Below are 17341 nucleotides of genomic sequence, written 5' to 3'. Positions count from 1 at the left end.
GATCGTGGGGCATGGGGGGGCGGTCAGCGGGCTGCAACGTAAGGAGGCGAAGCATGCAGAATGACGGAAACCCGCGTGGATTGTGGATATCCACAGTAGTGGGCGGTGTATAACGTTTGTGATACTGCGCCAAGCTGGCCTGAGGGCTAGTCTACATAAACCAAATCAACTGTTTGTCGGAGGAGAAAATATGAAGATGTCCCATCTCATGTTCGGCCTGTTGGCCGGAGTCCTGTCCTGCGGGGCCATGGCCCAGCAGCCCATCGTCATCAAGTTCAGCCACGTGGTGGCCGTGGATACGCCCAAGGGCATGGCCGCCGACTTCTTCGCCAAGAAGGCTGCCGAACTGACCAAGGGCAAAGTGAAGGTCGAGGTCTACCCCAACAGCCAGCTGTACAAGGACAAGGAAGAAATGGAAGCCCTGCAGCTGGGCGCCGTGCAGATGCTGGCACCTTCCCTGGCCAAGTTCGGCCCCCTGGGCGTGCGTGAATTCGAAGCCTTCGACCTGCCCTACATCTTCGACAACTACGAAGAGCTGCACAAGGTCACCACCGGCCCCGTCGGCGCCGCCCTGCTGGCCAAGCTGGAACCCAAGGGCATCAAGGGTCTGGCTTACTGGGACAACGGCTTCAAGTCCTTCTCCGCCAACACCCCGATCAAGACCCCGGCTGACCTGAAGGGCAAGAAGATGCGCATCCAGTCCTCCAAGGTGCTGGAAGAGGAAATGCGCTCCCTGGGCGCCCTGCCCCAGGTGATGGCCTTCTCCGAGGTGTACCAGGCCCTGCAGACCGGCGTGGTGGACGGTACCGAGAACCCCATCTCCAACCTCTACACCCAGAAGATGCATGAAGTGCAGAAGCATCTGACCCTGACCGACCACGGCTACCTGGGTTACGCCGTCATCGTGAACAAGAAGTTCTGGGACGGTCTGCCCGCCGATGTGCGTGGCCAGCTCGAAACCGCGATGAAGGACGCCACCACCTACGCCAACAAGATCGCCAAGGAACAGAACGACAAGGATCTGGAATCCGTGAAGAAGAGCGGCAAGACCCAGGTCTACGTGCCCACCAAGGAAGAGCGCGAAGCCTTCAAGAAGGCACTGACCCCGGTGCACGCCAAGATGGCTGACCGGATCGGCAAGGATCTGATCCAGTCCATCTACAAGGAAACCGGTTTCACCGCCCAGTAAAACATTCTGCCCGCGAGGACGCCCGCCTCAGACTGGGGCGGGCGTTTTTGTGAGGGCAGGGGGAGTTCTGTCATGAATAAGCTGCTCAATCACCTGGAAGAAGCCATCATCACCTTCCTGATGGGTGCGGCCACGGTCATCATTTTCCTGTCCGTGGTGCATCGCTATCTTTCCGGTTACGACATTCCTGGCCTGCAGGACTGGCTGCTCAGCCTCAACTTCAGCTGGGCCCAGGAACTGTGCATCATCATGTTCGTGTGGATGGCCAAGTTCGGCGCCGCCTATGGCGTGCGCACCGGCATCCACGTCGGCGTCGATGTGGTCATCAACCGCTTGAAGACTGCCAACCGCGCCAAGTTCGTGCTGTTCGGCCTGCTCGCCGGCGCCACCTTCACCGGCATCGTCGGCACCCTGGGTGCCACCTTCGTCTGGGAAAACGGCGCCCACTACCAGTTCTTCCACTGGTTCGGCATCGAAGCGCCGGACCTCTTCGAAGGCCCCATCACGCCGGACCTGGAATGGCCGACCTGGATCGTCTATTCCGCCGTGCCCCTGGGCTCCTACCTGATGTGCTTCCGCTTCCTGCAGGTGGCCGTCTCCTTCCTCAAGACCGGCGAACTGCCCCACCACGACCATGGCCATGTGGAAGGCCTGGAAGAGGAACTGGCCCAGGAAGAGAAGACCTACTCCATCGGCGAGGCCATCCAGGCCGCCGAGGAACTGGAACACGTGGACGCTGGCCGCAAGGAAGTGCCCATGGAGCCGGATACGCCCCACGGCGTGAAGCGCAGCGACAAGAACGGAGGCCAATAACATGAACGCCGCAATCATTTTCGGCCTCCTCCTGGCGCTGATGCTGACGGGGATGCCCATTTCCATTTCCCTGGGTCTGACCGTACTGACCTTCCTCTTCACCATGACCCAGGTGCCCATCGAATCGGTGGCCCTGAAGCTGTTCACCGGCATCGAGAAGTTCGAGATCATGGCGATCCCGTTCTTCATCCTGGCCGGCAACTTCCTTACCCACGGTGGGGTGGCGCGGCGCATGATCAACTTCGCCAGCGCCATGGTGGGCCACTTCTACGGCGGCCTCGGCCTTGCCGGCGTGCTGGCCTGCGCCCTGTTCGCCGCCGTCTCCGGCTCCTCCCCGGCGACCGTGGTGGCCATCGGCTCCATCCTGCTGCCGGCCATGGTCAGGGCAGGCTTCCCCAACCGTTTCGGTGCGGGCGTCATCACCACCTCCGGCGCCCTGGGCATCCTGATCCCGCCCTCCATCGTCATGGTGATGTACTCCGTGGCCACCAACACCTCCGTGGGCGCCCTGTTCATGGCCGGTGTGATCCCCGGTCTGCTGCTGGCCTTCACCCTGGGCATGGTCACCTGGTACCGGGCCAAGAAGTTCGACTATCCGCGCATGCCCAAGGCTTCCTGGGGCGAGCGCTGGGTCGCCTTCCGCAAGTCCGTGTGGGGCCTGATGCTGATCGTCATCGTCATGGGCGGTATCTACACCGGCATGTTCACCCCCACCGAGGCGGCGGCCATGTCCGCGGTGTACGCCTTCATCGTGGCGGTGTTCGTGTACAAGGACATGGGCCTCAAGCAGATCCCCAAGGTGCTGCTGGATTCGGCCAACATGTCCGCCATGCTGCTGTACATCATCACCAACGCGGTGCTGTTCTCCTTCCTCATGACCAACGAGAACATCCCCCAGCTGCTGGCTGAATGGCTGCTGGACAAGGGCCTGGGCCCCATCGCCTTCCTCCTGGCGGTGAACGTGCTGCTGCTGATCGCCGGCAACTTCATGGAGCCTTCCTCCATCGTCCTGATCATGGCGCCGATCCTGTTCCCGGTGGCCGTCAAGCTGGGCATCGACCCGGTGCACTTCGGCATCCTGATCGTGGTGAACATGGAAGTGGGCATGTGCCACCCGCCGGTGGGCCTCAACCTTTACGTGGCCTCGGGCATCACCAAGATGGGGATTACGGAGCTGACCATCGCCGTCTGGCCGTGGCTGCTCTCCATGCTCGGCTTCCTGGCCCTGGTCACCTACTGGCCCACCCTGTCCCTGTGGCTGCCCCGCACCCTGGGCATGCTGTAGCAAAGAATCACCCTTGCGTTGAGTTGGCGCGCGTGCGGGAAACCGCCGCGCGCTTTTTTTTGCCCATTTTTTACAGTGCTTTTATACGGCTCGGGCTAGCATGGTGCCCATGATTCCGGCTACTTCCTGCTGATTCGGCCATGGGGCACCTCCTGCAGCGCTTCTCCGGCTACCTGATGGGCATGCTCTTCGTCCTCCTGGGGACGGCGCTGGCGGCCCCGTTCCGGGCCGAGATCGACCTCTCCAACCTGGCCCTGCTCTACGTCCTGGCGGTGGTGGCCGTGGGCGGCCACTTCGGCCGCGGCCCCGCCGTGGCCTGCGCCCTGGCCGGCAGCCTGGCCTTCGCCTACGTCTTCGTACCGCCCCATTTCTCCCTGGCCATCACGGAAATCCAGTACGTCATGGCGGCGGTGATCATGGTGGTGGTGGCCCTGGTGGTGGGCCATCTCACCGCCGCCCTGCGCACCCAGGTGGAGCTGGCCCGCGACCGGGCCCGGCGGGCCCGGGCCCTCTACGAACTGGCCAAGCACCTGGCCGGCAGCCAGACCGCCGAGGAGGTGACCCAGACCTGCCGCCGCTTCCTCGCCGACGCCCTCGGTGCCCGCCGCATCCGCCTGCTGGAGCCGGCCACCTGGGACCAGCCGCCGCCCTTCATCACCAAGGCCCTGGTACGGGCCTGTCTGGAGCGGCGCCAGCTGGTGGCCATTCCCAGCCCGGCGCCGGGCATTTCACGGGCCCTCCTGCCCTTGGCCGGCACCCGGGACCTGCAGGGCCTGCTCGGCTTCGAGGTGGACAGCGGCACCCTGGACGACGGCGAATACCGGGAGGCCCTGGACACCATGGCCTCCGTGGTGGCCGTGGCCCTGGAGCGGACCCAGTACGCCGCCGCCGTGCGCGAGAGCGAATTGCGGGTGGCGGCCGAAACCCTGCGCGGCACCATCCTTGCCAGCCTCTCCCATGACCTGCGCACGCCTCTCACGGCCCTGGTGGGCATGGCCGACGGCCTGGCCCTGGGCAAGGTGGCCGGTGCCGACAAGCAGAAATCCATGCTGCTGCGCCTGCGGGACCAGGCCCTGGCCATCAACCAGTTGCTCGGCAACCTGCTGGAAATGGCCCGGCTGCGCTCCGGCAATGTGGAGTTGCAGAAAGAATGGCAGCCCATCGAGGAGGTCATCGGCGCCACCATGGGACTGCTGGAGCCCCACGCCGGGGGGCGGGAGATCGTCATCAACATCGCCCCGGACCTGCCGCCGGTGCATATCGACGGGGTGCTGATCGAGCGGGTGCTGTGGAATCTCCTGGAGAACGCCCTCAAGTATTCCCCGGCGGAACAAAGCATCGAGCTGCGTGTGGCCCAGTCCGAAGGCTGGCTGGAACTGTCCGTCTGTGACCGGGGCGAAGGCCTGGCGCCGGGCCAGGAGGAGGACCTGTTCGGCCTCTTCCGCCGCGGCCGCAGCGAGTCCAACGTGCCCGGGGCCGGGCTCGGGCTGGCCATTGCCCGCACCATTGCCGAGGCCCACGGCGGCAGTGTCAGCGCCGCCAACCGCAGCGGCGGCGGTGCCTGCTTCTGCCTGCGCCTGCCCCTGGAAACCCCGCCCGACCTGGCGGATCTGGCAGACCTGGAAAGCGAAACGCCATGAGCGCCAGCGAAACCATCCTGGTGGTGGAGGACGATGGGTCCATCCGGGAATTCGTCGTTTCCGTGCTGGAGAGCGAAGGCTACGCCGTCAGCGAGGCCGGTTCGGCCCGCCACGGCATGGTCCAGGCCGGCGCCCTGAAGCCCTCCCTGCTCATCCTGGACCTGGGCCTGCCGGACCTGGACGGCCTGGATTTCCTGCGGGACTTCCGCGCCTGGTCGGCGGCGCCGGTGCTGGTGCTGTCCGCCCGCACCCAGGAGAGCCAGAAGGTGGCGGCCCTGGACGCGGGCGCCGACGACTACCTGACCAAGCCCTTCGGCGTGCCCGAGCTGCTGGCCCGGGTGCGCGCCCTGCTGCGCCGGGGGCCGGCGGCCACGGGGGAGGGCAGTCCCCTCATCGAATTCGGCGAGGTGCGCATCGACTGCGCCGGGCGCCGGGTGGAGAAGGGCGGCGAACTGTTGCACCTGTCCCAGATCGAGTACCGTCTGCTGCTGGCCCTGGCCGGCAACCCGGGCCGGGTGCTGACCCACCGCCAGCTGCTGACCCAGGTGTGGGGCGGCAAGGCGGCGGAGAACAATCAGTACCTGCGGGTCTATGTGGGCCACCTGCGGCAGAAGATCGAGGCCGACCCGGCCAAACCGCGCCATATCCTGACGGAAATCGGCGTCGGCTACCGTTTCCTACCCTGATTTCAACTTTAGACGGATCGTCATCATGCACATCGTCGTTTGTATCAAGCAGGTGCCGGACAGTGCCCAGATTCGGGTCCATCCGGTGACCAACACCATCATGCGCCAGGGGGTGCCGGCCATCATCAACCCCTACGACCTCTTCGCCATCGAGGCGGCCCTGGCCCTCAAGGACCAGCTGGGGGGCAAGGTGACGGTGCTGACCATGGGCCCGCCCCAGGCCGAGCCGGCCCTGCGCAAGGCCCTCTCCTACGGCTGCGACGAGGCCGTGCTGGTGACCGACAAACTCTTCGCCGGGGCCGACACCCTGGCCACCTCCTACGTGCTGGCCTCGGCCATCAAAACCTTGCACCAGGAGACCCCGGTGGACCTGGTGTTCACCGGCAAGCAGACCATCGACGGCGACACGGCCCAGGTGGGCCCGGGCGTCGCCAAGCGCCTGGAACTGGAACTGCTCACCTACGTCTCCCGCATCGTCAGCGTGGATCAGGCCGCCAACAGCATCCGCGTCGAGCGCCGCGCCGAGGGTGGGGTGCAGGTGCTGGAAACCCGTCTGCCGGCCCTCATCACCATGCTCGAAGGCAGCAACGAGATCCGCTTCGGCAGCGCCCCCGACATGTTCCGCGCCGCCCGGGCCGAAGTCCGCGTCTGGGACCGCAACGCCGCCGGCATCGAAGACATCAAGAAGGTGGGCCTGAAGGGCAGCCCCACCATCGTCAGCCGGGTCTTCGTGCCCAGCCCCCGGGCCCAGAAGGCCCTGCAGATCGAGTTCGACGCCGCCAACCCGGAAGCCGCCACCCAGGCCCTGCTGGACAAGGTGCTGGTGGAAATCCCCAAGGTCAAAAAGCAATTGGATCAAACCCGCGACAACAAGCGGGCTAGCCGTAGTGCAGGAGAGCGCCATGAGTGAAGCCAAGACCGACAAGCCCATCAAGAAGCGCAAGATCAAGCTGGATGAAGAACTGCTGGCCTACAAGGGCGTCTGGGTCTTCGTCGAGAGCGAGCGGGGCCATGTGCATCCCGTCTCCTGGGAGCTGATGGGCCAGGGCCGCCGCCTGGCGGACCAGCTGGGGGTGGAGCTGTGCGGCGTGGTCATGGGCGCCCCGGGGCCGGACCTGGAAGCCCAGTGCCGGGCCGCCTTCGCCTACGGCGCCGACCGCTGCTACCGTATCGCCAGTCCGGTGCTGGCCGAGTACCGCAACGTGCCCTTCACCCGGGCCCTGACCGACCTGGTCAATGCCCACAAGCCGGAAATCCTGCTGCTGGGCGCCACCACCCTGGGCCGGGACCTGGCCGGGTCGGTGGCCACCACCCTGAAGACAGGCCTCACCGCCGACTGCACCGAACTGGCCATCGATCCGGAAGACCGCTGCCTGCTCTCCACCCGCCCCACCTTCGGCGGCAGCCTGCTGTGCACCATCGTCACCCTCAACTACCGGCCCCAGATGGCCACGGTGCGCCACCGGGTGATGCCCATGCCCGACCCGCAACCGGAACGGACCGGCCTGATCGTGGACTTCGAGGCCGGCCTGATCGAGACCGACATCGTCACCAAGGTGCTGGAATTCATCCCCGACGACCAGCGCGACAAGCCCCAGCTGCCCTACGCCGAAATCGTCGTCTCCGGCGGCAAGGGCCTGGGCAAGGCGGAGAACTTCAAGCATGTGTGGGATCTGGCCAAGGTCCTGGGCGGCGAAGTGGGGGCCTCCCGGGCCGCCATCCACGCCGGCTGGATCTCGGCCGACCGCCAGGTGGGCCAGACCGGCAAGACCGTGCGCCCGGCCCTCTACATCGCCGCCGGCATTTCCGGCGCCATCCAGCACCGGGTGGGCATGGAAGGGGCGGACTGCATCATCGCCATCAACAACGACCCCAACGCCCCCATTTTCGACTTCGCCCACTACGCCATCGTCGGCGACTGCAACCAGGTGCTGCCGGCCCTGGGCCGCACCTTCGCCGGCTACCTGGCGCACCAAGGCAGCTAAGGAATCCCCATGACCCAGAACATCGAAAAATTCGACGTCATCGTCGTCGGTGCCGGCCCCGCCGGCAATGCCGCCGCCTACACCCTGGCCAAGGCCGGCAAGAAGGTGCTGCAGCTGGAGCGGGGCGAGTATCCCGGCTCCAAGAATGTGCAGGGCGCCATCCTCTACGCCGATGCCCTGGAAAAGATCATCCCCGACTTCCGCGACTCCGCCCCCCTGGAGCGTACCGTCATCGAGCAGCGCATGTGGGTGATGGAGGACGAGTCCTACGTCGGCACCACCTTCCGTTCCGACCGCTTCAACCAGATGCCGGGCAACCGCTACACCATCATCCGGGCCCGTTTCGACAAGTGGTTCTCCGAGCAGGTGCAGAAGGCCGGCGCCCTGGTGATCTGCGAAATGACGGTGATCGCCCTGCTGCGGGATGCCGCCGGCAAGGTCATCGGCGTCGAAGTGGACCGGGAGGACGGCAAAATCTACGCCGACACCGTGATCCTGGCGGACGGGGTCAATTCCCTGGTGGCCAGCCGGGCCGGCCTGCGGGAGGACATCAAGCCCGCCGCCGTGGCCCTGGCGGTGAAGGAAACCATCTTCCTGCCCAAGGAAACCGTGGAGGCCCGCTTCAACCTGAAGGGCAGCGAGGGTGTGGTGATCGAGATGCTGGGCAGCATCAGCCAGGGCATGGCCGGTACTGCCTTCCTCTACACCAACAAGGACTCCATTTCCCTTGGCATCGGCTGCATGCTTTCCGACATGAAGGCGCAGAACACCACCCCGACGGAACTGCTGGAAAAGCTGAAGCAGCATCCTTCCGTGGCGCCCCTGATCGCCGGCGGCGAGACCCGGGAATACGCCGCCCACCTCATTCCCGAAGGCGGCTACCACGCCCTGCCCGAGCTGTACGGCGAAGGCTGGCTGCTGGTGGGGGATTCCGCCGGTTTCGTGAACGCCGTGCACCGGGAAGGCTCCAACCTGGCCATGACCAGCGGCCGCCTCGCCGCCGAGACCCTGCTGGAACTGGGGGAGAAGGGCCTGCCTTCCACCGCCGCCAACCTGGCCCGCTACAAGGCCAGGCTGGAGGACAGCATCGTGCTCAAGGACCTGAAGAAGTACCGCAACATCCCGGATACCCTGCACAGCCAGCGCCAGTTCCTCTCCGATTACCCGGCCCTGCTCAACGGCGCCGCCCACGAGTTCTTCACCGTGGATGGACAGGACAAGGCGACCAAGGAAAAGGCCATCTTCAACGCCTTCCGCGAACGCCGCAGCCTGCTGGGGCTGCTGGGTGATGCTTACCGCCTGTGGCGCGCCACCCGCTGAGGAAGGGCCAACAAAATGGTCCTGGCCGTGCCGCCTTGCCGTACTAGCTGTACTGCCTGCGGCGGCACGCCTGGCCAGGATCGCTGCGCTCCACGCTGTTTCCCTTGGGCGCAGCGCTTCAAAAGGACATAGATCATGATGAAAGTCGAAGAAAAGCTGTTCCAGAACCGCTACCGGGTCGATGCGGACCGGCCCCACATCCGCATCAAGAACGAATCCGTCTGCAACGACGGCTGCGTCAGCCGGGCCTGTGTCGTCTGCTGTCCGGCCGGCTGCTGGTCCTTCGAGGAGGGCAAGATCGGCCTGATCACCGACGGCTGCCTGGAATGCGGTACCTGCCGGGTGGTCTGCGACACCCACGGCAACGTGGACTGGAACTATCCCCGGGCCGGCTTCGGCATCCTCTTCAAGTTCGGTTGAGTCCCGGCGGCCGCCTTCCCGCCAGGGGGGGGGCGGCCGGTTTCCCGTCCCGGCCCCGGGGCGGGGATGGCGGCTGCCGTGGTGCTGCCAAGGTGCGGAAATGGCGTCCGGGCTGGGGTTCTCCCCTAAGGTCTGGTAAAATATAAAGTTATTTCCAAACCCAGCTATTCACGGAGTGACCATGGCTATCGAACGCACCCTTTCCATCATCAAACCCGACGCCGTCGCCAAGAACGTCATCGGCAAGATCTACTCCCGTTTCGAAACCAACGGTCTGAAGATCGTTGCTTCCAAGATGGCCTGGCTGTCTGCCGAAGAAGCCGGCAAGTTCTACGCCGTGCACAAGGAACGCCCCTTCTTCAAGGATCTGGTGTCCTTCATGATCTCCGGCCCCGTCATGATCCAGGTGCTGGAAGGCGAAAACGCCATCGCCAAGAACCGCGACCTGATGGGCGCCACCGACCCCAAGAAGGCCGAGCCGGGCACCATCCGCGCCGACTTCGCTGAATCCATCGACGCCAACGCCGTGCACGGCTCCGACGCCGCCGAAACCGCTGCCAACGAAATCGCCTTCTTCTTCCCGGCGATGAACGTTTACTCCGGTCGCTAATCGGAGTCGGGTGAGCGGGGTCTGACGGTCCCGCTTTTTCGTTGTTCCCCCTCACCCAATCAGAGTCCCAGATGCAAAACCTGCTCGATTTCGATGCCGAAGGCCTGACGGCCTGGTTCGCCGCCCGTGGCGAGAAGCCCTTCCGGGCGCGCCAGGTGCTGCGCTGGATGCATCACTTCGGCCAGGCCGATTTCGATGCCATGACCGACATCGCCAAGAGCCTGCGTGAAATGCTCAAGGCCAATGCGGTCGTGCTGCCCCCGGCCATCGTCAGCGACAAGCTGTCCGACGACGGCACGCGCAAGTTCCTCTTCGACGTGGGCAACGGCAATGCGGTGGAAACGGTGTTCATCCCGGAAGACGACCGGGGCACCCTGTGCATTTCCACCCAAGCCGGCTGCGCCCTGGACTGCGCCTTCTGCTCCACCGGCAAACAAGGATTCAACCGCAACCTGGCCGTGTCCGAGATCATCGGCCAGCTGTGGCAGGCCAACCGGGCCCTGGGGGTCGATCCCCGCCACCCGGACAAGGCCGAACGCATCATCAGCAATGTGGTGCTGATGGGCATGGGCGAGCCCCTGGCCAATTTCGAGGCCGCCGTCGCCGCCCTCAAACTGATGCTGGACGACAACGCCTACGGTCTTTCCCGCCGCCGCGTCACCGTTTCCACTTCCGGCCTGGTGCCGGCCATGGACCGCCTGCGGGATGAATGCCCGGTGGCCCTGGCCGTCTCCCTGCACGCCCCCAACGACAAGCTGCGGGACGAGCTGGTGCCGATCAACCAGAAATACCCCATCGCGGAACTGATGGCCGCCTGCCAGCGTTACCTGGAAAAGGCGCCGCGGGATTTCGTGACCTTCGAATACGTGATGCTCGACGGGGTGAACGACAGCGATGCCCATGCCCGGGAACTGCTGGCCATCACCCGCGACGTGCCCTGCAAGTTCAACCTGATTCCCTTCAATCCCTTCCCGGGATCGCCCTTCCGCCGCTCCAAGGCGGAGCGCATCCGCCGTTTTGCCGACATCCTCATCCAGGCCGGCGTCGTCACCACCACCCGCAAGACCCGGGGCGACGACATCGATGCGGCCTGCGGCCAGCTGGCCGGCCAGGTGCAGGACAAGACCCGGCGCAACGAACGGCGGACCATCCCGATTCAGGAGATGCGACCATGAGCAAGACCCCCTTCCGGCTGCCCACGCTCCCGCTTCTGATGTGCTGCCTGGCGGCCCTGGTGACGGCCTGCAACAGCAATCCCAGTGTCCCCTCCAGCCAGCCCCTGGCCGAAGGTCCCCAGTCCCAGATGACGGTCACCGGCAATGCCCGCAATTCGGCCAAGATCCATACCGAGCTGGGGGCCCTGTACTTCCAGGACGGCCAGCTGGCCACGGCCCTGGAGGAGCTGCGCATTGCCATCGCCGCCGATTCCAGCTATGCCCCGGCCCACAACGTGCTGGGCCTGGTGCACATGGACCTGCGGGAAAACGAGGCGGCGGAGCAGAGCTTCCGTCGCGCCCTGTCCCTTGCCGGCAACGACCCCGAAATCAACAACAACTTCGGCTGGTTCCTCTGCCAGGTCGGGCGGGAGAAGGAATCCATCGCCTACTTCAACAACGCCATCAAGAACCCGCTCTACCCGACGCCGGAGCGTGCCTATCTGAATGCGGGCCGGTGCTCGGAGAAAATCGGCGACCTGAAAGGCGCGGAAAACTATTATTTCCGGGCGCTGCGCCTCGCCCGCAACGATTTCCAGGCCACCTTGGCCATGGCCGGCCTCAAGTACCGCCAGGATGACCTGGACGAGTCCTACCGGCTGGTGCGCGAATTCCACAAGGCCAGCGATCCCACTCCCGAATCCCTGTGGCTGGGCCTACGCCTGGCCCGCAAGCTCGGGGACCGGGCCGAAGAGGCCAGTTACAACGCCCAGTTGCGCCGCCGTTTCCCGGGCTCCCGGGAAACCCAGGCCCTCTTGAAAGGCAATTTCGAATGAGCGAACTCGTTCAAGAAACCCTGGCCGAGGAATCTCCCGCCGCGGAGTCCCGGCCCGAGGTCAGTGTTGGCCTCGTCCTGCGCCAGGCGCGGGAATCCCGTCAGATGTCCGTGGCCGATGTGGCCCAGTTGCTGAAAATCAGCTATCGCCAGGTCGATGCCCTGGAGAGCGACAACTGGGACGCCTTGCCGGGCCAGACCTTCGTCCTCGGCTTCATCCGCAATTACGCCCGGCTGCTGCATCTGGACGCCACGCCCCTGCTGCAGCAGATCAAGGCGGCCCAGACCCCGGACAATCCCAACATCGTGCTGCCCGAAGCCTCCGCCGCCTCCCTGCCCCAGCCGGGCCAGGGCAAGCGCCGTGATCTGGCCGCCGTGGCCGGCGCCGCCCTCATGGTGGGGGTCGCCGTGGCCGCCTATTTCCTGGTGCCGGCCGATTTCTGGCAGTCCGCGCCGGAGCCCGAGCCCGTCGCTGAAACCGCCGCCGAGGCAGAGCCCGAGCAGGCCTTCCCGCCTGCCGCTCCGGCCGAAGGCAACAGCAGCGAAGCTGCCGCCACCGGGGTTCCGGAGCAGGCGCCAGCTGCCGTTGTGCCGCCTGCTGCGGCCGCAGTCGCGGCACCGGCTCCTGCGGCAGCGCCAGCTCCCGCTGCCGTGGCCGCCCCCGCTCCGGTCACGGTTTCTCCCCCGGCCCCCAGCGGTGCCGTGGCCGCCGGCCAGGCCCGCTTCAAGTTCCGCTTCGAGCAGCCCTCCTGGGTCGAAGTGAAGGACAAGAGCGGCCAGATCGTCTTTTCCCAACTCAACCCCGCCGGCAGCGAACGGGAAGTGGAAGGTGTGCCTCCCTTCTCCCTGGTGGTGGGCAATGCTTCCCACGTCAAGCTGACCTACAAGGGCCGGGATGTGCCTCTGGAACCCCGCAGCAAGGACGACGTGGCCCGCGTCAGCCTCGATTGATCCATGTCTGATCCCTATTCCATTCCCCGTCGCCCGACCCTGGGCGTGAAGGTGGGCGGCGTCACCATCGGCGGCGATGCCCCGGTGGTGGTCCAGTCCATGACCAACACGGACACCGAGGACTACCTCGCCACCGCCCTGCAGACGGCCGAACTGGCCCGGGCCGGCTCCGAGCTGGTGCGCATCACCGTGAACACGCCGGAAGCGGCCGCGGCCGTGCCGAAGATCCGCGAGCACCTGGATCGCCTCGGCCTCTCGGTGCCCCTCATCGGCGACTTCCACTACAACGGCCACCGCCTGCTCACCGACCATCCGGAGTGTGCCCAGGCCCTGGCCAAGTACCGCATCAACCCGGGCAATGTGGGCCATGGCAAGAAGCGGGACGAGCAGTTCGCCCAGATGATCGAGCTGGCCTGCAAGTACGACAAGCCGGTGCGCATCGGCGTGAACTGGGGCAGCCTGGACCAGGACCTGCTGGCCCGTATCATGGACGAGAACGCCAAGCGGCCCGAACCCAAGGACGCGGTGCAGATCATGCGCGAGGCCATGGTCACCTCGGCCCTGGAGTCGGCGGAGAAAGCCGTGGAGATTGGCCTGCCGGCCGACCACATCGTCCTCTCCTGCAAGGTTTCCGGGGTGCAGGACCTGATCGCCATCTATCGGGAGCTGTCGGCCCGTTCCCGTTTTGCCCTGCACCTGGGCCTGACCGAAGCCGGCATGGGCAGCAAGGGTATCGTCGCTTCCACTGCCGCCATGGGCGTGCTGCTGCAGGAAGGTATCGGCGACACCATCCGCGTCTCCCTGACCCCCGAGCCCGGCGGCAAGCGTACCGGCGAAGTCATCGTCGCCCAGGAAATGCTGCAGACCATGGGCCTGCGCGCCTTCACCCCCATGGTGGCGGCCTGTCCCGGCTGCGGCCGCACCACCAGCACTTTCTTCCAGGAACTGGCTTCCACCATCCAGGAGTATGTGCGGGCCCAGATGCCCCAGTGGCGCACCGAGTACGACGGCGTGGAGAACATGACCTTGGCGGTCATGGGCTGCGTGGTCAACGGCCCGGGCGAGAGCAAGCACGCCAACATCGGCATTTCCCTGCCCGGCACCGGCGAAGTGCCGGCGGCACCGGTGTTTGAGGACGGGGAAAAGACGGTTACCCTGCGGGGCGACAATATCGCCGAAGAATTCAAGGCCATCGTGGATCGCTACGTGGCCCGTACCTACCAACGCAAACTGCATCCGTGATTGCCAGGGACCGGGGCCGGCGCCGCCTGTGGGCGGTGTCCGGCCCTTCCCGATAATGAAACCAGGTTTATGAGTCAGAAAACACTACAAGCCGTCCGCGGCATGAACGACATCCTCCCCGACGAAGCCGAGCTGTGGGAGCGCTTCGAGGAGGTCGTCCGTTCCTGGCTGCACAGCTACGGCTACCGCCCCATCCGCATGCCCGTCGTGGAGCCCACCGGCCTCTTCAAGCGGGCCATCGGCGAGGTCACGGACATCGTCGAGAAGGAAATGTATTCCTTCGAGGATGCCCTCAACGGTGAAAACCTCACCCTGCGCCCCGAAGGCACCGCCGGTTGCGTCCGTGCCGTGATCCAGCACAGCCTGGCGGCCCAGCATCCGCGCCGCCTCTACTACATGGGCCAGATGTTCCGCCACGAGCGGCCCCAGCGCGGCCGCTACCGCCAGTTCCACCAGGTGGGCGTGGAGTCCTTCGGCTTCGCCGGTCCCGATGTGGACGCGGAGCAGATTCTCATGGGCGCCCGCCTGTGGGACGACCTGGGTCTGGAAGGCATCACCCTGCAGATTAACAGCCTGGGCCAGCCCGAAGAGCGGGCCCGGCACCGGGCCGAGCTGATCGCCTATTTCCAGGCCAATGCCGACCGGCTGGACGAGGATTCCCAGCGCCGCCTGCACACCAATCCCCTGCGCATCCTGGATACCAAGAATCCGGACATGCAGGAGCTGTGCGCCAACGCCCCCAAGCTGATCGACTTCCTCGGCGCCGAATCCCTGGCCCACTTTGAAGGCGTGCAGCAGGTGCTGCGGGATGCCGGCCAGCCCTATACGGTGAATCCGCGCCTGGTGCGGGGGCTGGACTACTACAACCTGACCGTGTTCGAATGGGTCACCGACCGCCTTGGCGCCCAGGGTACGGTTTGTGCCGGCGGCCGCTACGACGGCCTGGTGGAGCAGCTGGGCGGCAAGCCCACGCCCGCCTGCGGCTTTGCCATGGGGGTGGAACGCCTCATCGCCCTGATCCAGGACCAGGATCTGGCGGGCAATCCGGAGCCGGTGGATGTGTACGTGGTGCACCAGGGCGAGGCCGCCAGCCGGCTCGCCTTCCGCGTCGCCGAAGGGCTGCGGGACAACGGCCTGGCCGTGCTCCTCAATTGCGGCGGCGGCAGCTTCAAGAGCCAGATGAAAAAGGCCGACGGCAGCGGTGCTGCCTTCGCCGTGATCATCGGCGACGACGAGGCGGCGGCAGGGGAGGTGAGCCTCAAGTCCCTGCGCAGCGCCGACGGCGAGAAGGGCGAACAACAGCGGGTGAAGGTGGATGATCTGCCTGCCACCCTGATGGATTCAATCATTGATTGGGAAGAGGAATAATGGCCGTCTACGACTTGCAGGAGCAGGAACAGCTCGACGAAATCAAGACCTGGTGGAAGCAGCACGGCAACCTGGTGACCAGCATCCTGCTCGCCGCCGCCATCGGTGTTGCCGGCTGGCAGGGCTGGAACTGGTACCAGGGCCGCCAGTCGGCCCAGGCCGCCGTGGTTTTCGGTGTGCTGCAGAAGGCCGCCCTGGAGGGGGATGCCCAGCGCCTCAAGGCGGCTGCCGGCGAGCTGCTGGAAAACTACAAGGGCTCCACCTACGCCTCCCTCGGCGCCCTGACCGCGGCCAAGGTGGCCTTCGACGGCGGCGACCTGAAGACCGCCAAGGTGCAGCTGGCCTGGGTGGCCGAGAACGGCAAGGACGAGCTGCGCGACCTGGGGCGTCTGCGCCTGGCCGCCGTGCTGCTCGACGAGAAGTCCTACGACGAGGCCCTGAAGCAGGTGGAAGCCAAGCCGGCACCCGCCTTCGCGGCCCGCTATGCCGAAGTGCGTGGCGATATTTTCCTGGCCCAGGACATGAAGGACGAAGCCCGCAAGGCCTTCGCCGACGCCCTGGCCGCCATCGATGCCCTGGCCGCCATCGATGCCGCCGCCAAGGCTGGCAGCGGCGCTCAGGATGCCCAGTCGGCCGCCGCCTACCGTCAGGTGCTGCAACAGAAGGCCGACGCCCTGGGAGAGGCCAAGTGAAATTCCGTCCCGCCCTCCTGAGCCTGCTGCTGGCAGCCGCCCTGGGCGGCTGTTCTTCCCTGGACAAGATCAATCCCTTCGCCAGTTCCTCCAAGGTCAAGATGGCCGAGCTGGACACCATCAAGCCCAGCGTCAATGTGGTGAGCCTGTGGCAGGGCCGGGCCGGCAAGGCCGAGGACTACGTCTTCACGCCGGCGGTGGTGGATTCCAGCGTCTATGTGGCCGCCAACAACGGCAGCGTCACCCGTTTCGACGACGGCAAGCAGGCCTGGCAGGTTTCCGCCGGCCAGCCCCTCTCCGGCGGTGTCGGCAGCGACGGCCGTCTGGTGGTGGTGGGCACGCCCAAGGGCGAAATCATTGCGTTCGACGCCAAGGACGGCAAGCAGCTGTGGAAGGCCCGGGCCAGTTCCGACATCCTGGCGGCGGCAGCCGTGAGCGCCGACATCGTCGTCGTGCGCACCGGCGACAACCGCCTCTACGGCTTCGATCCGGCCGACGGCAAGCGCAAGTGGGTCTATCAGCGCAACAACCCGGCCCTCTCCCTACGCAATGCGGCGCCTCCGGTGATTTCCGAACGCTACGTCTTTGCCGGCTTCCCCGGCGGCAAGCTGGTGGCGGTGTCCCTGCAGAACGGCGCCGCCGTCTGGGAAGGCACCGTGGCCCTGCCCAAGGGCACCACCGAGCTGGACCGGGTGGCCGACATCACCAGCCCCCCCGTGTTCGACGGTCCCCAGGTGTGCGCCGTGGCCTACCAGGGCCGCGTCGCCTGCTTCGACCTGACCAACGGCAACCTGATCTGGGCCCGGGACATGTCCTCCGCCTCCGGTCTGGCCATGGACAGCCGCAATATCTACGTCGCCGACGACAAGGGCGCCGTGCACGCCCTGGACCGTTTCCGCGGCACCTCCCTGTGGAAGCAGGACAAGCTCTTCCTGCGCCAGCTCTCCATGCCCCGGGTGGCCCACGGCCTGGTGGCGGTGGGTGACGTCAAGGGCGTGATCCACTTCCTCAACCGGGACGACGGCTCCTTCAGCGCCCGCTTCACCACCGACGGCACTGCCGTGGTGGCGGCGCCCCAGAGCTACGGCAGCGGCTGGCTGTTCCAGACCCAGGGCGGCGGCGTGTTCGCCCTCGACGTTCAATAATCCAAG

At 65.9% G+C, this 17341-nt stretch carries 17 protein-coding genes; all 17 read left to right on the top strand.

Annotation, left to right across the window (positions count from 1 at the left end):
- Positions 1 to 190: 190 nt before the first annotated feature.
- A complete protein-coding gene (locus AC1RTA_RS09315; protein ID WP_014238167.1) occupies positions 191 to 1189 on the top strand; it encodes a TRAP transporter substrate-binding protein in 999 nt (332 codons plus the stop codon).
- A 72-nt stretch (positions 1190 to 1261) separates the two neighbouring features.
- Positions 1262 to 2002 carry a TRAP transporter small permease gene (locus AC1RTA_RS09310; RefSeq protein ID WP_130458815.1) on the top strand — a complete coding sequence of 247 codons (741 nt, stop codon included), beginning with the start codon at positions 1262 to 1264 and terminating at the stop codon, positions 2000 to 2002.
- Between the two features lies 1 nt (position 2003).
- The gene (locus AC1RTA_RS09305) at positions 2004 to 3287 is read left to right on the top strand and encodes a TRAP transporter large permease (RefSeq protein ID WP_492784571.1); all 1284 of its coding nucleotides are present in this window, start codon (positions 2004 to 2006) and stop codon (positions 3285 to 3287) included.
- Positions 3288 to 3427: 140 nt separating this feature from the next.
- Complete coding sequence (locus AC1RTA_RS09300) at positions 3428 to 4927, top strand: ATP-binding protein (RefSeq protein ID WP_416244105.1); 1500 nt, start codon at positions 3428 to 3430, stop codon at positions 4925 to 4927.
- A complete protein-coding gene (locus AC1RTA_RS09295) occupies positions 4924 to 5613 on the top strand; it encodes a response regulator (protein ID WP_416244106.1) in 690 nt (229 codons plus the stop codon). Before AC1RTA_RS09300 ends, AC1RTA_RS09295 begins: the two co-directional genes overlap by 4 nt.
- Before the next feature lie 25 nt (positions 5614 to 5638).
- The gene (locus AC1RTA_RS09290) at positions 5639 to 6523 is read left to right on the top strand and encodes an electron transfer flavoprotein subunit beta/FixA family protein (RefSeq protein ID WP_492784570.1); all 885 of its coding nucleotides are present in this window, start codon (positions 5639 to 5641) and stop codon (positions 6521 to 6523) included.
- Positions 6516 to 7598, top strand: a complete 1083-nt coding sequence (locus AC1RTA_RS09285) for an electron transfer flavoprotein subunit alpha/FixB family protein (protein ID WP_014238161.1) — start codon at positions 6516 to 6518, stop codon at positions 7596 to 7598. The genes AC1RTA_RS09290 and AC1RTA_RS09285 overlap by 8 nt, the downstream gene beginning before the upstream one ends.
- 9 nt (positions 7599 to 7607) lie before the next feature.
- The gene (locus tag AC1RTA_RS09280; protein ID WP_492784569.1) at positions 7608 to 8918 is read left to right on the top strand and encodes an FAD-dependent oxidoreductase; all 1311 of its coding nucleotides are present in this window, start codon (positions 7608 to 7610) and stop codon (positions 8916 to 8918) included.
- Between the two features lie 135 nt (positions 8919 to 9053).
- Positions 9054 to 9338, top strand: a complete 285-nt coding sequence (locus AC1RTA_RS09275; protein WP_014238159.1) for a ferredoxin family protein — start codon at positions 9054 to 9056, stop codon at positions 9336 to 9338.
- 181 nt (positions 9339 to 9519) lie between these two features.
- Entirely contained in the window at positions 9520 to 9948 is a 429-nt protein-coding gene (gene ndk / locus AC1RTA_RS09270; protein ID WP_014238158.1) for a nucleoside-diphosphate kinase, read from the top strand.
- A gap of 71 nt (positions 9949 to 10019) precedes the next feature.
- Complete coding sequence (gene rlmN / locus AC1RTA_RS09265) at positions 10020 to 11123, top strand: dual-specificity RNA methyltransferase RlmN (protein WP_014238157.1); 1104 nt, start codon at positions 10020 to 10022, stop codon at positions 11121 to 11123.
- On the top strand, positions 11120 to 11938 hold the full coding sequence (gene pilW, locus AC1RTA_RS09260; protein ID WP_130458812.1) for a type IV pilus biogenesis/stability protein PilW: 819 nt from the start codon (positions 11120 to 11122) through the stop codon (positions 11936 to 11938). Before rlmN ends, pilW begins: the two co-directional genes overlap by 4 nt.
- Complete coding sequence (locus AC1RTA_RS09255; RefSeq protein WP_492784568.1) at positions 11935 to 12888, top strand: helix-turn-helix domain-containing protein; 954 nt, start codon at positions 11935 to 11937, stop codon at positions 12886 to 12888. Before pilW ends, AC1RTA_RS09255 begins: the two co-directional genes overlap by 4 nt.
- Before the next feature lie 3 nt (positions 12889 to 12891).
- Complete coding sequence (ispG, locus tag AC1RTA_RS09250; protein WP_014238154.1) at positions 12892 to 14130, top strand: flavodoxin-dependent (E)-4-hydroxy-3-methylbut-2-enyl-diphosphate synthase; 1239 nt, start codon at positions 12892 to 12894, stop codon at positions 14128 to 14130.
- 69 nt (positions 14131 to 14199) lie between these two features.
- Positions 14200 to 15498 carry a histidine--tRNA ligase gene (gene hisS, locus AC1RTA_RS09245; RefSeq protein ID WP_014238153.1) on the top strand — a complete coding sequence of 433 codons (1299 nt, stop codon included), beginning with the start codon at positions 14200 to 14202 and terminating at the stop codon, positions 15496 to 15498.
- The gene (locus tag AC1RTA_RS09240) at positions 15498 to 16190 is read left to right on the top strand and encodes a YfgM family protein (RefSeq protein ID WP_492784567.1); all 693 of its coding nucleotides are present in this window, start codon (positions 15498 to 15500) and stop codon (positions 16188 to 16190) included. Before hisS ends, AC1RTA_RS09240 begins: the two co-directional genes overlap by 1 nt.
- Positions 16187 to 17335, top strand: a complete 1149-nt coding sequence (gene bamB, locus AC1RTA_RS09235) for an outer membrane protein assembly factor BamB (protein WP_014238151.1) — start codon at positions 16187 to 16189, stop codon at positions 17333 to 17335. The genes AC1RTA_RS09240 and bamB overlap by 4 nt, the downstream gene beginning before the upstream one ends.
- Positions 17336 to 17341: the final 6 nt, after the last annotated feature.

Source organism: Azospira sp. MPR-E4 (assembly GCF_058809645.1).
This window is presented reverse-complemented; position numbering and strand designations above follow the sequence as displayed.

Excerpts from the sequence above, each read along its gene's own strand:
- AC1RTA_RS09315 (WP_014238167.1), top strand. The coding sequence starts at position 191 with ATGAAGATGTCCCATCTCATGTTCGGCCTGTTGGCCGGAGTCCTGTCC.
- AC1RTA_RS09310 (WP_130458815.1), top strand. The coding sequence starts at position 1,262 with ATGAATAAGCTGCTCAATCACCTGGAAGAAGCCATCATCACCTTCCTG.
- AC1RTA_RS09305 (WP_492784571.1), top strand. The coding sequence starts at position 2,004 with ATGAACGCCGCAATCATTTTCGGCCTCCTCCTGGCGCTGATGCTGACG.
- AC1RTA_RS09300 (WP_416244105.1), top strand. The coding sequence starts at position 3,428 with ATGGGGCACCTCCTGCAGCGCTTCTCCGGCTACCTGATGGGCATGCTC.
- AC1RTA_RS09295 (WP_416244106.1), top strand. The coding sequence starts at position 4,924 with ATGAGCGCCAGCGAAACCATCCTGGTGGTGGAGGACGATGGGTCCATC.
- AC1RTA_RS09290 (WP_492784570.1), top strand. The coding sequence starts at position 5,639 with ATGCACATCGTCGTTTGTATCAAGCAGGTGCCGGACAGTGCCCAGATT.
- AC1RTA_RS09285 (WP_014238161.1), top strand. The coding sequence starts at position 6,516 with ATGAGTGAAGCCAAGACCGACAAGCCCATCAAGAAGCGCAAGATCAAG.
- AC1RTA_RS09280 (WP_492784569.1), top strand. The coding sequence starts at position 7,608 with ATGACCCAGAACATCGAAAAATTCGACGTCATCGTCGTCGGTGCCGGC.
- AC1RTA_RS09275 (WP_014238159.1), top strand. The coding sequence starts at position 9,054 with ATGATGAAAGTCGAAGAAAAGCTGTTCCAGAACCGCTACCGGGTCGAT.
- ndk (WP_014238158.1), top strand. The coding sequence starts at position 9,520 with ATGGCTATCGAACGCACCCTTTCCATCATCAAACCCGACGCCGTCGCC.
- rlmN (WP_014238157.1), top strand. The coding sequence starts at position 10,020 with ATGCAAAACCTGCTCGATTTCGATGCCGAAGGCCTGACGGCCTGGTTC.
- pilW (WP_130458812.1), top strand. The coding sequence starts at position 11,120 with ATGAGCAAGACCCCCTTCCGGCTGCCCACGCTCCCGCTTCTGATGTGC.
- AC1RTA_RS09255 (WP_492784568.1), top strand. The coding sequence starts at position 11,935 with ATGAGCGAACTCGTTCAAGAAACCCTGGCCGAGGAATCTCCCGCCGCG.
- ispG (WP_014238154.1), top strand. The coding sequence starts at position 12,892 with ATGTCTGATCCCTATTCCATTCCCCGTCGCCCGACCCTGGGCGTGAAG.
- hisS (WP_014238153.1), top strand. The coding sequence starts at position 14,200 with ATGAGTCAGAAAACACTACAAGCCGTCCGCGGCATGAACGACATCCTC.
- AC1RTA_RS09240 (WP_492784567.1), top strand. The coding sequence starts at position 15,498 with ATGGCCGTCTACGACTTGCAGGAGCAGGAACAGCTCGACGAAATCAAG.